Origin of the sequence: Mycobacterium sp. 1164966.3 (genome assembly GCF_001665395.1) — a bacterium.
Lineage (GTDB): Bacteria > Actinomycetota > Actinomycetes > Mycobacteriales > Mycobacteriaceae > Mycobacterium.
Genome location: NZ_LZSG01000019.1, coordinates 32,679 through 46,630 on the forward strand (window position 1 = coordinate 32,679; position 13,952 = coordinate 46,630).

Sequence of the window (13,952 nt, forward strand, 5' to 3'; positions counted from 1 at the left end):
AGGTCAACGGTACGCGAGCGGCCCACTCCCACCGCGAGCGTGCGCATTTGTCCGGGACACGCCGGGGGCCGGGCGTACATCTGTGCACGCTCGGCCTCAAGTTGGGGCCGTTAGGCCAAGTTGGACCTGCGTGGGTACGCGACGGTGGGATCGGTGAGCACGTTGACGACGGCGGGCAGGCCACTGGCAAACGCCCGTTCCAGTGCCGGGCGAAGCTCTGCGGGCGCTGACACCAGCTCGCCATGGCCGCCCAGGGCGCGTACCACCTCGTCGTAGCGGGTGCCCGGGCGCAGCTCGGCCACCACCGAATAGCCGTACAGCGCCTCCATCGGATGTTTCTCGAGCGCCCAGATGCCGTTGTTGCCGATCACCGACACCACCGGCACGTTGTGCCGGACCAGCGTGTCCCACTCCATGCCGCTGAACCCGAACGCGCCGTCGCCCTGCAGCAGCACCACCTGCCGGTCCGGACGGGCCAGTTTGGCGGCCAGCGCGTAGCCCGGGCCGGACCCCAGGCAGCCGAAGGGCCCGCTGTCCAGCCAGCATCCGGGCTGATAGCTGTCGATCACCCGGCCGGCGTAGGACCCGAAGTCGCCGGCGTCGATGACGACGACGGCGTCGCGGTCGAGCATTGGGGCCAGCTCGGCGTACACCCGCATCGGGTGCAGCGGGATCCGGTCGTCGGCCAGTTCGGTTTTCTCGCGGTCACGCGCCGCGGTCTCCGCCGCGCGCAGCTCCCCGACCCAGTCCTGATGGTCCGTCGTCGTTCCGATGGAGAGCGCCGCCAGGATGGTCGTCAGGTCGCCGTACAGGCCGGCCGCGACCGGCCGCGGATGCTCGCGGCCGGGTTCGACGCGGTCCGCCACGACGATTTGGGTTTCCGCCCCGAACACGCCGCCGAACCCCAGCCGGAAGTCCATCGGCACGCCGACGACCAGCGCCACGTCCGCCCCGCCCAGCGCCTTTCCGCGCGCCCGCGAGAAGGCCAGCGGGTGGTCGGCGGGGACCACACCTCGGGCCATCCCGTTCATCAGCACCGGAATCTGGCGTTCCTCGGCCAGACGCAGCAGCGCGACCTCCGCGCGCCCCCACCAGACGTTGGTTCCCGCCATGACCACCGGGCGCTGCGCGGCGGAAAGCAGGCCGGCAGCGCGCTCCAGCGCTTCGGGGTCGGGCGCGGGTTCCGCCGGCAGCTGGGTGAGCGCGCCGGCGGCGCAGTCGTCGTCAGCCATGGAGAAGACGTGATCCATCGGAAAGTCGACGAAGCCGACGCCGGACGGGGCGGTGACCGCCGCCGCCAGCGCTTCGTCGACGAGCCGGCCCGCCGCCTCGGCCGACTCGGCGGTGGCGGCGAACCGGGTCAGCGGCGCAACAAACGGCACGTGGTCAATCTCCTGCAACGAACCCATCCCCCAGCGCAGCGCGGGTGCGCGGCCACCCAGCACCACCAACGGCGACTGGTTCTGCTGTGCGGCTGCCATCGCACTCATCCCGTTGGTGACCCCAGGTCCCGCGGTAAGCGCGGCCACCCCGGGCACCCGGGTGACCTTCGACCAGCCCTCGGCGGCGAACGTCGCCGTCTGCTCGTGGCGGGTGTCGATCAGACGGATGCCTTCGTCACGACAGCCGTCGTAGATGGAGAACAGATGACCGCCCGACAGGGTGAACATGGTGTCGATACCGTTGGCGCGCAGTCGGCGGGCGATGAGCCGGCCGGCGTGGAAGGTCTGGGTGGGGGGAGCGTCGGTGCTCATGTCCGCAGCCTATCCGTCGCGCTCAGGTACCTTCGCGGGGAAGTACGCCCCCATGAGGGGTGGCAGCAAGGAGACGCAATAAATGGACCACAGGCTCTTCAAGCCGTCCATCGACTGGTCCGCGGCAATCCCGGAATCCATTGTCTGGCTGGCGATCGCCTGGCTGATCAGCGCAGTCTGTGTGCTGACCGTGTTGGCTGTGTTGAGGTATTCGACCGTTTGGGGTCGGCAGTTCTGGCGTATCAGTGGTGGCTACTTTACTGGCCGTCACGCGGTGCGGGTCTGGCTGATGCTCGGTTTGTTGTTGCTGATGATCCTGATCTCGGTCCGTCTCGACGTGTTGTTCAGCTTCTTCTACAACGACATGTACTCGTCACTGCAAACAGCGTTCCAAGGCGACGCAATGGGCGACGCAAAGGTCTTTCGATCCGGCAAAGACGGCTTTTTCAGCTCGCTCCTGCATTTCAGCGTGCTGGCCGGTGTATACATCGCAAAGATCCTCCTCGACATCTACTTGACGCAACGATTCACCATCGCCTGGCGCATGTGGCTGACCAGGCGCCTCACGGACGATTGGCTGGAGGGCAAGGCCTACTATCGAGATCTGTTCGTAGACAAGCCCATCGACAACCCCGATCAGCGCATCCAGCAGGACATCGACATTTTCACCGCCGGGGCCGGTGGCACCCCGAACATCCCGCGAAACAGCGCCCAGGACATCTTGCTGTTCGGTGCTGTCCACGCGGTTGCGTCGGTGATCTCATTCGCCGCGCTCTTGTGGATGCTTTCCGGGCCGCTGCTTGGGGTGCCGCGGGCGATGTTCTGGATCGTGCTGGTCTTTGTGTTGGTGGCGACCGTCGTCGCGTTCTGGCTGGGGCGTCCCTTGATTTGGCTCAGTTTCAGCAACGAAAGGCTCAACGCCGCGTTCCGATATGCGCTGGTGCGCCTGCGCGACGCCGCCGAAGCCGTCGGCTTCTACCGGGGGGAGCGCGTCGAGGGGGCACAGTTGTGGCGGCGCTTCACGCCGATCATCGACAACTACCGCAGGTACGTTCGCCGAACCATCGCGTTCGAAGGATGGAACTGGTCGATGACCCAAGCGATCGTCCCGCTGCCGTGGATAGTCCAGGCGCCACGACTGTTCGCGCACCAGATCAAATTCGGCGATGTCGTACAGACCGCCTCCGTGTTCGGCCATATCCACGATTCGCTGTCGTTCTTCCGCAATTCATACGACAAGTTCGCGTCCTACCGCGCGGCGATCATGCGGCTGCACGGGCTGGTGGACGCGAACGAAAAGGGGCGCGCCCTACCGACGATCCTGGTCAAACCCAGCCGCGACGTGGCTGTCGAGCTCGCCAAAATTGAGGTGCGCACGCCGGCCGGGGATCGCTTGGTTGACCCACTTGACGTGCGGCTGGACACCGGTTCCTCGTTGGTGATCGTCGGGCAGTCGGGGTCCGGGAAGACCACCCTGCTGCGCAGCCTGGCCGAATTATGGCCGCATGCCTCAGGGACACTCTCTTGCCCGGCCGGCGACAACGCGACGATGTTCTTGTCGCAATTGCCCTATGTGCCGCTGGGCACGTTGCGCACCGTGGTGTGTTACCCGAATTCACCGGACGCCATTGCCGAGCACACGTTGCGGGAAACGCTGACGAAGGTCGCACTGGCGCCGCTCTGCGACCGGCTGGACGAAGAGCGCGACTGGGCCAAGGTGCTCTCCCCAGGCGAGCAGCAACGCATTGCCTTCGCCCGGGTCCTGCTCACCAAACCGAAAGCGGTCTTCCTCGACGAAAGCACGTCGGCGCTCGACGAAGGGCTGGAATTCGCGCTCTACCAAATGCTTCGCACCGAGCTGCCGGATTGTGTGGTGGTCAGCGTCAGCCATCGGCGCGCCGTCGAACTGCTGCACGAACGGCAGCTGGAGTTGCTCGGCGGCGGTCACTGGCGGCTAGGGCCGGTCGAGAAGGAGACGGCCCAGGTGTAGTTACCGCGTGGCCGCGTGCGCCCCCGCGCGGCGGCCGAAGAAGGAACCCTCACCCAGTTGGGTGCCGCTGGCGTAGCCCTTGCCGTCCTGCGCCAGGTTGGACGCGCATGCACCCACCGCGTACAGCCCGGGAATCACGCTGCCGTCGGCGCGCTGCACCTCGCCGTCGAGGGTGACCGCCAGGCCGCCGACGGTAAACCCGGAATACATTGCCCGACCGAGCGAGAGATCGAACACGGCCCATGGGCCATTGTCTTGTGGCGCAAGGAATTCCGGCTGCTTGTGGAGATCCGGATCCTCGCCCTTGGCGGCGAACTCGTTGTAGCGCTCCAGCGTTGCCGCCAGGTTGCCGGCCGGAATGCCCAGCGCGGCTTCCATTTCGGCGATCGTCTCGTAGCCGTCGAGGAACCGGATCAGTGGCATGCCGGGCATCTCGGTGTGCGCTTCGTCGACGATCAGGTAAGCGGTTTGGTCCGGCTGTTCCAGCACGAACGCCGAGGTACGCGAGTGGTAGGAGTCCTCGGCGACGAAGCGCTTGCCCTCGTTGTTGACGATCACACCGGTCAGCAGGATTTCCGGAGGGTAGGCGGCGGCGGTGATGAACAACTCGTCCATGTGCTCGGTGACGCCACCCGCCGAGATACCCATTCGGATGCCGAGGCCGTCGTCGTTCGGGTTGCCCAGGATGTAGGGCGCTACCAGGCCGTGGTGTTTGGTGCGGCGTGGCTGACCCAGCGCCGGGGTGTGCTCGGCGACCATGTCCGGGTTCATCGCGAAACCGCCGGCCGCGATGATCACCGCCTTCGCCTTGACCGCGCCGGTTTCGGTGAAGTGCTTCCATGCCGCGCCGACCACCGCACCCTCGTCGTCGACGATCAGATTGGTTGCCCCGGTCTCGTAGCGGATCTGCACTCCCAACGCGTCGGCGCGTTTCACCAGCAGGTCGATGACCATCGCTGCGCCGCCCAACTCGCCGGGCACCGGCACCGAGTGCCCACGCGGCGCCGGCATCGCCTGCTCGCAGAAGGGCCACACCTTTTCGTTACCGGTGTAGCTCAGGCCCTCGGTGCCCGGTGGGACTACCACTTTGCCTGGAAAGTAACTGCGCTCGAACTCAAAACCCAGGTCTTCCAGCCAGTTGAAATGATCGACGCTGCCCTCGCAGTACGCCCGAATCTTGGCGTGGTCGGGCTTGCGCGACACGGCGACCAGGTACTTGTACATCTCCTCGGGTGAATCCGGGTGTCCGGTCGCCTGCTGGACCGCGGTCCCACCGCCCAGGTAGAAGTGGCCCCCGGCAAGGGAAGTGGTGCCGCCGGCCGCCGCGGCGCGCTCGAGTACCAGCACCGTCGCGCCGGCGGCCGCCGCGCTGACCGCCGCGCAGCCGCCGCCGATGCCGAAGCCGATCACCAGAACATCGACGTCGTCCGACCAGGACTCCACTGTGTCCGCTTTGACCGTCGCCGGAATCTGGGTGCTCACCGCTGCTCCTGTTTTATGTAGTCGTAGAACGCTCTCATCTCCGGTGAGATATGGGCGATCTCTATGAACGGCACTCCGGCCTGTGGCGCTGACACGTAGGCGAAGCGGATTTCACCCGGCATCACGCCCTGCTGGACAACCGGCGCGCCGTGAGCCGACGCTGCCACCAGCGCCGCGTCGAATTGCTCGGGGCTTTCGGCCTCCATGCAGATGTGGTGCAGACCCGGCCCGTTGTCTCGCAAAAAGTCACTATAGATGTTCTCGCCGCGGACCGGTGAGATCAGCTCCAACTGCATGTCGCCGAGGTAGCTCAGCGAGATGCTCGCGACGAAGTCCGCGGGCTCGCCGTGATAGGTGCAGCTATCCGGACCGAAATGGACGTCCGGGATGCGCACCCACTTCCTTACGCCTAACAAGCCGGTAAGGGCCATTTCAGTGGCGTCCAGGTCGTTGGTGACCCAGGCGATCTGCGTCGGCGATTGAACGGGAAGGCTCATCGTCTCGCAGGATAGCCCAGCCCTGACAAAGCCCATAGCCCGCCAAAGCGGCCTGGCCGAACTTTGCCGCCATCAGCAACAAGCGTGCCCCGAGGGCCGGGTGAACACGTTCTAATTCCGGCTATGGCGCCCACCAGGTCAGTGCTGGGCCAGCACGCCCACCAGCAGCAGTATTTGGGTATCGAATACCGACTCGGGGTCGGTGAGGGTGTCGGCCCCGTACTGTCCGAAGACCTCCAGGCTGATCGCGCCCACCACGGCCGCCCAGAGCAGGAAACATTTGGCAATGACCTGATCGTCGCCCGGGAAGCCGAATTCTTGTCGCAGACGCTCGAAATCCGACGACATCGGTTGCGAGACAACGTCACTGGTCAGCCGGACGTCCCCAGTGGCTATCCCGGCGGCGATAGCGTCGAAGAATGCCCCGACGACACGGGTGCCGACGCCGACGGTGCGTTCGGGTGGCGCGTGATAGCCGGGCACAGGGCTGCCGTACAGCAAGGCCCAGCGCGCAGGGTGCGCGACGGCCCATCGCCGCGCCGCCCGCGCGATCGCGATGACGTCCTCGCTCCACAAATCGGGCACGCCCTCGCGGGCTTGGTCGACGGTGTCGGCCAAATCGGAATAGGCGTCAACGAGCAACAAAGTCAGCAACTCGTCGCGGCTGGACACATACCGGTACACCGCCGAGGACACCATCCCCAAGTCCCGGGCTATGGCGCGCAGCGACAACCCGGCAGCGCCATGGTCGATCAGGTGCCGACGGCCGAGTTCGACGATTCTGCTCTCGATCTGCTCGCGCGATTCCTGACGTTTGCCCACCCGGGCAAGTCTCGCACAATCGAGATCACCGCTCTTGCTTTTCCGCATGGCCTGTGGCACGGTGAGCGCATAAGTGAGCGGTGCTCTCGGTTGTCGGCCAAATACGGGAAGGACCGAGCCATGCCGACTCGATACGATCAGCCCAACCGGGCCGCACGAGCCGCCAACACGGTAGTTCGCTGGCTTGCCGAACTGGGAATAAGCATTGCCGGAACACGGGCGCTGCGCGTCCAGGGCCGCAAAACCGGCAAGCAGCGCGGCGTGGTGATCAACCTGCTGACCGTCGACGGTGTGGACTACGTCGTCTCGCCCCGCGGCAACACCCAGTGGGCCCGCAACGTCCGGGCCGCAGGTGTCGTCGAGGTGGGACCACGCTGGCGCAGCGCACCCGTCGGCGTCCGCGAGGTGCCCGACGACGCCAAACCCGAACTGTTGAAGCGTTATCTAGCCAGGTGGTATTGGCAGGTCAAGGACTACGTGCTGGGGTTGACGCCGGAATCCGGCGACGACGAGTTGCGCGCCGCGGCACCCTCGATACCGGTATTCGCCCTGCATCCGGCCACCCGCTGACCTCGGTGGCGGGCTACCCCGCGCCGGCGAGGTCCGCGTTGGCCTGCTCGGAGATGTTGCGCCAGGACACGGCGGCCGGCAGATCTCCCCACACGCTGTTGAAGATTCCGACGATCTGGGCGCTGCCCCCGTTCGATACGTACACCGGCCCACCCGAATCGCCCTTCTGGCTGACGACGCCGTGGGACATGGTGAACCAGCCGTTGTTCACGCTTTCGACGGTTCCGCAGGTTTCCCCGGTGCTCACGCCGAAATGGCAGATCGCCTGGCCGGGCGCGACCGACACTCCCCTGCCTTCCAGCGGGCGGCCGCCAGGCAGGATGTTGCTCACCGCGACGTTGTCGGCCAGCACGATCGCCTCGTAGTCGGCGATCATCTGGTCGGTGGCGACTGTGGTACCGGTAGGCGTGTTGTCCCGGAAGGTTGCCATGTGACCGATGACGTTGTTCGCCCAGTCGGTCACCACCCCGCCGCCCCGGCAATGGCCGGCGGTGTAGGCAATTCTGCGGCCCGGATCGACATAGCCCAGGGTGCAAAGTTTGCTGTCCTGATGGATCTCCATGCCGGGGAACACCGCTGGCGGGTCCGCGCTGGCCGTCCCGGGTAGCAGTCCGGCCAGCACTACCGATGCCGCACCCGCGGCCCACCCGCGCACTGCCCAGCGACGCACCATCGCTCTCCGCTCCGTCGGGGCCGGCGAATGGCACCGGCCGCAGATCGAGGTTATGGTTCAACCCCCCGTCGACATAGCTTTTCGCGCCGGCCACTGCGAGCGTTACCCGGACTTGGCCAGCGGCACCGCGTCGTCGGCCCGGCGTGCCGCACGCGGCTCCCAGCCGGGCGGCCCGAAAACATAGCCCAGACGATCGCGCAGCCGCGTCGCCGACCGCCAGTCGCGGGCGATCGCCACGTACTCGCGCGTCTGCAACTTCCAGATGTTGAAGGTGTCGACCCGCTTGGTCAGACCATAGTGCGGGCGGAACACCTCAGGCTGGAAGGTTCCAAACAATCGGTCCCAGATGATCAGGATGCCGCCGTAATTCTTGTCCAGGTACAGCTGGTCCATCCCGTGGTGCACCCGGTGATGCGACGGCGTGTTGAAGAGGAATTCGAAGGGCCGTGGCAACTTGCCGATTCGCTCGGTGTGGACCCAGAACTGGTAGATCAAGTTCAGTGACCAGCTGAAGTACACCATCCACGGCGGAAGCCCGAGCAGCGGCAACGGCAGCCACATCACGACCTCACCACTGTTGTTCCACTTCTGCCGCAACGCGGTGGCCAGGTTGAAGTATTCGCTGGAATGGTGGGCCTGGTGCGTGGCCCAGATCAGCCGGACCCGGTGCGCGATGCGGTGGTAGCCGTAGTAAAGCAAGTCGACGCCGAGGATCGCGATGACCCAGGTGTACCACTGCTTTGGCGAGAGGTGCCAGGGCGCGACGTAGGCGTAGATCGCCGCGTAGCCGACCAGGGCCAGCGATTTCCAGGCGGCGGAGGTGGCCACCGAAACCAGCCCCATGGACATGCTTGCCATGGAATCGCGGGCCAGGTAGCTGCCGGACGCCGGGCGTGAGAGCGCTGGGTCCGCTATGTCCTCAGGCCGCTCCGCAGCGATGCGTGCCAGCTTGCGCGCCGCCGTCCACTCCAGAATCAGCAGCAACAGAAAGAATGGAATGGCGAACAGCACCGGATCCCGCATTTGCTCGGGTAGCCCGAACCAGAATCCGGCCAGCGCGTCCACAGCACTAGATTACGGCGCGCCGCTCTCGTCAGCTGAGCGGCTAGGGATCCTGGCGTATGGGTACAGACTGTTCGTGATGAGACCGACGAACCACGGCATGCTCAACCGAGGCTTCACCCAGCGACTTCTTCGCGCCACCGGAGTGCGCAATCGGCTCTTTCCGGCCGCAAAGCTGGACTACTGGGCGGCCAATCCGCGGTTGCCCTACGCCGGCCAACCGTCCAAGCGCGTCCTGAGGAAAGTCGACGTCACTCGGCAAGCCCTCAACAACCGTTTGCTCTATCAGGTCACCCCGCGCCTGGCCGACGGCGCGGCGCCGGCCGGCCATGTGCTCTATCTGCACGGCGGGGCCTACGTGCTCGACCTGATGCCGCACTTCCATTGGCCGGCCATCGCCAAGTTGTCGAGTATGTTGCGGCGCACGATGACCGTGCCGATCTATCCCATCGCCCCTGAGCACACCTACCGTGAGGTCTTTCCGTTCCTGCTGCAGGTGTATCGCCGCATGCTGGACAGCGCTGAGCCGAGTTCGATTGCCTTTATGGGTGATTCGGCGGGCGGCGGTATGGCTTTTGCGTTATGCCACGCCGTGCGCGACGCCGGTCTCCCCCAGCCGAGCGACGCAGTGTTGCTGTCCCCGTGGATGCACGTCGGACTGCCGGACCCGGACGTGCCGGCCGTCGCCAAGATCGACCCGTTCCTCAACCTGGACGACCTGCGCGCCGCGGGTGTCCGATACGCCGGCGGCGACCCGCTGGACAATCCCCTGGTCAGCCCCGGCGTGGGACCGCTTGTCGAGTTGCCGCGTCTGACCGTATTCACCGGAACACACGACGTCCTCAACCCCGATACCCGGGCTTTTCGCAAGCGAGCGGCAAACGAGGGTCTCGACATCGGCTGGCACGAGCTCGATGGAGGATTGCACATGTGGATGCTGCTGCCTGGTCATGAGGGAACAGTGGCGCTGGAGCAGGTCCGTCAGGTGTTGAGCCCTTGACCGAGGTGATGGTGATCGGCTCCGGCTTCGCCGGCCTGTGGGCGGCGCTGGGGGCTGCCCGCCGACTCGACGAGCTTGCCGTCCCGCCGGGCAAGGTCGACATCACTGTGTTGAGCGCGAAGCCGTTTCACGACATTCGGGTCCGCAATTATGAAGCCGATCTGAGCGCCTGTCGCATTCCGCTCGCCGATGTGCTTGATCCGGCCGGGATTGGGCACGTCGCCGCCGAGGTAACCGCCATCGACACCGAAGCGCGCACACTCGCGACGTCGGACGGCATTACCTACCGCTACGACCGGCTGGTGCTGGCCGCGGGCAGCCACGTGCTCAAGCCCGACGTTCCGGGTCTGCGCGACTTCGGTTTCGACGTCGACACCTACGACGGCGCTGTCGCGCTGGATCGTCACCTGCGCAGACTGGCCGAGGGTCCACCCACTGCGGCGTCCGCCACGGTGGTGGTGGTCGGAGCCGGTCTGACCGGGATCGAAGCGGCCTGCGAGCTTCCCGGCCGGCTGCGGGCCATGTTCGCTCGCAATGGCTTTCCGCCCCGGGTGGTGCTGGTCGACCACAATGTCGTCGGATCGGATATGGGCGCGTCGGCCCGGCCGGTGATCGAACGGGCGTTGTCGGACAACGGTATCGAGACCAGGGCCGGTGTGCGCGTGATAGCCATCGGCAAAGACAGCGTGTCGCTGTCCTCGGGCGAGCAGCTCGCCGCGGCCACCGTGGTGTGGTGTGCCGGCATGCGGGCCAGTCCGCTGACCGAACAACTGCGGGTGGCCCGCGACCGGCTGGGACGCGTGCAGGTCGACGATCATCTGCGGGTGATCGGTATTCCCTCGATGTTCGCCGCCGGTGACGTGGCCGTTGCCCGGATGGACGACGAGCACGTCTCGGTGATGTCGTGCCAGCACGGGCGTCCGATGGGGCGCTACGCCGGATACAACGTGATCAGCGACTTGTTCGGTGAGCCGCTGTTGACGCTTCGGATCCCTTGGTACGTAACAATTCTCGATCTCGGACCGGCCGGCGCGGTCTACACCGAGGGCTGGGACCGGCAAGTGGTTGCCCAAGGGGCGCAGGCCAAGACGACCAAACAGACCATCAACACCGTGCGGATCTATCCGCCGCTGACCGGCAACCGCGCCGACCTGTTGGCCGCGGCCGCACCGGACCTGCAAGCCCGCCCGTCGGTCTGATGGTGGCGACCCGCAGCGCCCGGCTACGCCGCGCTTGCGATCGCCACGGGGACGTCACTCGGCCTGCGCCTGATCGCCGGCGTACCAATGCACCGCGTAGACGCCCGGCTGCAGGGACAGTTCGGCTACCAGCCGTTCGAGGCGGGCCGGCGTGTGGCCGTCCATCAGCAGGTGTGCGGTCAAGGTGAGGTTGTCCTCGTCGTCGGCCCGCCCGGTGTGGATGCCGCGCAGAATGATGTCGTTACCGGCGGTGTGCTGCACGATATGTGCGCGCGCGTACTTCGCGGATTTAGGCCGACAGATCACTTGGACCTGGTAGGGCTGCAGGCCTTCGTCTTCCTCGACGCTGTTGTCGTGGTCGATGAGCCGGCCCAGCGGCCGCCCGAACAGGTGGATGGCCACCACGGCGCCGGTGGCGATCAACGCGAACAGCAGATGGCCCGAGGCGGCCAGCACCCCGACCGCTGCCGAGCACCACAGCGTGGCGGCGGTATTCAGTCCGCGCACGTTGAATCCTTCGCGCAGGATCACCCCGCCGCCGAGGAACCCGATCCCGGATACCACGTAGGACGCGACCCGGGTGGCGCTGGTGTCCTCGGTGACGACGGAGTACAGCACGAACAACGTGGCGCCCGTGGCAACCAGTGCGTTGGTGCGCAGACCGGCCATCCGTGCTCGCCACTGCCGCTCGAGACCGATGAGGGCGCCGCAGCCCACACCGACGGCCAGCCGGAGCGCGAAGTCGGCGATGGTCAGCGTGTGCATGACGCCGCACTTCCTTCCGATCCAAGACGGCGACGGCAGCTAAGCAGATGTGAGTTAACAGCAAGTGGAGTGGAAGCGAACCGGGGGTGCCGCGCGCGGCTAGCGCGACTTGGGTGTCAGGTGTTCGGGACAGTACGCATTCGATGCGAGGGCTGCGAACCGGGCAGCGCCATCCATCGTCATTCCCGGATTTTCGTTCTTGATGTCGTGCACAACCTGCAAACCGGTTTCACCCTTGCTGATCATCCCGCACACCGCCTTGGCGGAGGTGATGACTTGCCCCGGGCTGCTGTAGGTGAACCCGGCATTGTCCAGCGCTGCCAGGAACGCCGCATCGTCGCCGTCCGGCTCGCCGTATGCGGGTGCTGCGAGGCTGATGGTGACGAAGACGCCGGCAAGCGCTAGTTGCAGTTTCATGGCAGTCAACTCGAATGTGCTTCGGGGAGTGTGATTTTGGGCTTGTCTCCACTGGATACGTGCACCGTGTGGATGCCAGGCTTCTTGGACAACCGGTCGAGCAGTGCGTCGAGTCCGGCCTTGTCGACATTCCAGTGCTGCACCGCTTCGGGTTCCTTCTGCAACCTCGCGATGACGTCGTCGAGCTTGACGGGCTCGACGGGCCCCCTGCCGCCGGTGGCGCGGGCGCGGGCCCCGCTTCCGCTGAGGACTTGCGGCGCCACGCTGCCCAGGGCGCCTCCGGTCATGGCTCCCAAAGCCATTTGGCCGACCAGGCTTCCCGGGATTCCCGCGGCGGGAGCGGCCGCCAGGCTGGCGGCCGGCAAGGCAGTGCTGGCCATCCTGATCGCCGGAGTCGCCGACGCCCAGCTCGGTGGCACCGACAGTTTGCCGACCACGTTGGCGTCGCCCACGCCCGCCGATACCGCGCTGGTCAGGCCGGCCGACCGCAGCCCAAGCCCCGCCCCCAGCGATGATTTCGGAATATCAAGCCCCGCAGCAGAAGGGGTGTAAAAGTATTTGAACTCGGTCATGCCCAGGTTGGGGATGCTCATGATGTCATTGGCTACCGTGCTGAACCGGCCGATGTCGGCGAAAATCCCGAAAGTGTTCTGCCACAGCGGCCCGGCCAAGGGTGACCCCGTGAGGCCATTGAGTATCCCGTCCCAGAAGGCCATGTAAGCGCGGGCAGCATCGCCGAACGGCCGCAGCAAGTCCGCGATGGGGTTGGAGGAGAGCGCCGCCGCCGCTGGGAGCGCATTCGTCACTGCGCTGGTGCCGCTTGCCGCACCGCCGGCCTCACCTACCGCGGCCGCCTGACTGGCGAGCCCAGCCGCATTGGTGGTAGGCGGCGGCTCGGTGAACGGCGTGAGTTGGGAGGCAGCCGCCGACGAGGCGGCATAGCCGAACATCGCCGTGGCGTCCTGGGCCCACATTTCCCCGTACTCGGCCTCGGCGGCTGCGATCGCGGCGGTATTCTGCCCAAAGACGTTGGTTGCCAACAGCATTGCCAGCTGAGCTCGGTTCGCCGCGATCACCGGCGGGGGCACCACCGCCGCGAAAGCGGTCTCGTAGGCGCCCGCCGCCGCCCTCGCTTGGCCGGCCGCGACTTTAGCCTGCGCCGAGGTGGCCGATATCCATGCCACGTATGGTGCTGCGGCGGTCGCCATCGCGACAGCCGACGGGCCGCTCCACGCGTCGTTGGCCAGACTTTCGATGATCGAGCCGTAAGACGCGGCGGTGGACTGCAATTCGCTCGCCAATGCATCCCAGGCGGCGGCAGCCGTCAGCATCGGCCCCGCGCCCGGACCGGTATAGATCTGACCCGACGTGATTTCTGGTGGCTGGAATGCGAAAGTCATTGGGCGCACAGTTCCTTACCGCTAGCCGGCAGCGGCCGCGTTGGCGGCCTCAGTGGCCGCATACGATGCGGCACTGGTCGCCAGGGTGCTCACAAACATCTCGTGAATCGCCGCCGCCTGGGCGCTGACCGCCTGGTACATCAGCGCGTGTGCGGCGAACTGCGCGGCCGTGAGCGCCGACACTTCGTCGGCAGCAGCTGGGACCACGCCGGTGGTCGGGGCCGCCACAGCAGCGTTCTCCGCGCTCATCGACGAGCCGAGCGCCTCCAGGTTCCCGGCCGCAGCAGCCAGCATTTCCGGTTGTGCCGTAACAAAACTCAT

Annotated in this window: 14 protein-coding genes; 4 read left to right on the forward strand and 10 right to left on the reverse strand. The window is 66.3% G+C overall.

Translation table 11 applies throughout. From position 1 onward, the window contains the following. Window positions 1–110: 110 nt before the first annotated feature. Window positions 111–1,754 (reverse strand): acetolactate synthase, encoded by a 1,644-nt coding sequence (locus A9W99_RS06505; protein WP_067375008.1) that lies wholly within the window; start codon window positions 1,752–1,754, stop codon window positions 111–113. 82 nt (window positions 1,755–1,836) lie between these two features. On the opposite strand from A9W99_RS06505, the gene A9W99_RS06510 reads away from it, so the two are divergent. Beyond that, the gene (locus A9W99_RS06510) at window positions 1,837–3,744 is read left to right on the forward strand and encodes an ABC transporter ATP-binding protein/permease (protein ID WP_067375010.1); all 1,908 of its coding nucleotides are present in this window, start codon (window positions 1,837–1,839) and stop codon (window positions 3,742–3,744) included. Here the strand turns inward: A9W99_RS06510 and A9W99_RS06515 are convergent, their stop codons facing one another. The 3 genes from A9W99_RS06515 to A9W99_RS06525 form a co-directional block, all read right to left on the reverse strand. Next, window positions 3,745–5,226 carry an FAD-binding protein gene (locus A9W99_RS06515; protein WP_067375012.1) on the reverse strand — a complete coding sequence of 494 codons (1,482 nt, stop codon included), beginning with the start codon at window positions 5,224–5,226 and terminating at the stop codon, window positions 3,745–3,747. After that, entirely contained in the window at window positions 5,223–5,723 is a 501-nt protein-coding gene (locus tag A9W99_RS06520) for a VOC family protein (RefSeq protein ID WP_067375138.1), read from the reverse strand. Before A9W99_RS06520 ends, A9W99_RS06515 begins: the two co-directional genes overlap by 4 nt. A gap of 138 nt (window positions 5,724–5,861) precedes the next feature. Next, window positions 5,862–6,545: a TetR/AcrR family transcriptional regulator gene (locus tag A9W99_RS06525; protein WP_216639714.1), complete on the reverse strand. Its 684-nt coding sequence runs from the start codon at window positions 6,543–6,545 to the stop codon at window positions 5,862–5,864. 120 nt (window positions 6,546–6,665) lie between these two features. Here A9W99_RS06525 and A9W99_RS06530 point away from each other — a divergent pair, with 120 nt between their 5' ends. Further along, complete coding sequence (locus A9W99_RS06530) at window positions 6,666–7,115, forward strand: nitroreductase/quinone reductase family protein (RefSeq protein ID WP_067375016.1); 450 nt, start codon at window positions 6,666–6,668, stop codon at window positions 7,113–7,115. 13 nt (window positions 7,116–7,128) lie between these two features. Here the strand turns inward: A9W99_RS06530 and A9W99_RS06535 are convergent, their stop codons facing one another. Then, on the reverse strand, window positions 7,129–7,788 hold the full coding sequence (locus A9W99_RS06535) for a hypothetical protein (RefSeq protein ID WP_067375018.1): 660 nt from the start codon (window positions 7,786–7,788) through the stop codon (window positions 7,129–7,131). A gap of 102 nt (window positions 7,789–7,890) precedes the next feature. Beyond that, a complete protein-coding gene (locus A9W99_RS06540) occupies window positions 7,891–8,853 on the reverse strand; it encodes a sterol desaturase family protein (RefSeq protein WP_067375020.1) in 963 nt (320 codons plus the stop codon). A 76-nt stretch (window positions 8,854–8,929) separates the two neighbouring features. On the opposite strand from A9W99_RS06540, the gene A9W99_RS25875 reads away from it, so the two are divergent. Further along, a complete protein-coding gene (locus A9W99_RS25875) occupies window positions 8,930–9,850 on the forward strand; it encodes an alpha/beta hydrolase fold domain-containing protein (protein WP_172828820.1) in 921 nt (306 codons plus the stop codon). Further along, the gene (locus tag A9W99_RS06550; protein WP_067375021.1) at window positions 9,847–11,049 is read left to right on the forward strand and encodes an NAD(P)/FAD-dependent oxidoreductase; all 1,203 of its coding nucleotides are present in this window, start codon (window positions 9,847–9,849) and stop codon (window positions 11,047–11,049) included. The genes A9W99_RS25875 and A9W99_RS06550 overlap by 4 nt, the downstream gene beginning before the upstream one ends. Window positions 11,050–11,103: 54 nt before the next feature. Here A9W99_RS06550 and A9W99_RS06555 read toward each other — a convergent pair whose 3' ends face one another. From A9W99_RS06555 to A9W99_RS06570, 4 genes are all read right to left on the reverse strand, one after another. Further along, window positions 11,104–11,814, reverse strand: a complete 711-nt coding sequence (locus A9W99_RS06555; RefSeq protein WP_067375023.1) for an MgtC/SapB family protein — start codon at window positions 11,812–11,814, stop codon at window positions 11,104–11,106. Between the two features lie 99 nt (window positions 11,815–11,913). Further along, window positions 11,914–12,231, reverse strand: a complete 318-nt coding sequence (locus A9W99_RS06560) for a DUF732 domain-containing protein (protein WP_067375025.1) — start codon at window positions 12,229–12,231, stop codon at window positions 11,914–11,916. A gap of 5 nt (window positions 12,232–12,236) precedes the next feature. After that, entirely contained in the window at window positions 12,237–13,631 is a 1,395-nt protein-coding gene (locus A9W99_RS06565; protein WP_067375027.1) for a PPE family protein, read from the reverse strand. 21 nt (window positions 13,632–13,652) lie between these two features. Next, window positions 13,653–13,952: a PE family protein gene (locus A9W99_RS06570; RefSeq protein WP_067375029.1), complete on the reverse strand. Its 300-nt coding sequence runs from the start codon at window positions 13,950–13,952 to the stop codon at window positions 13,653–13,655.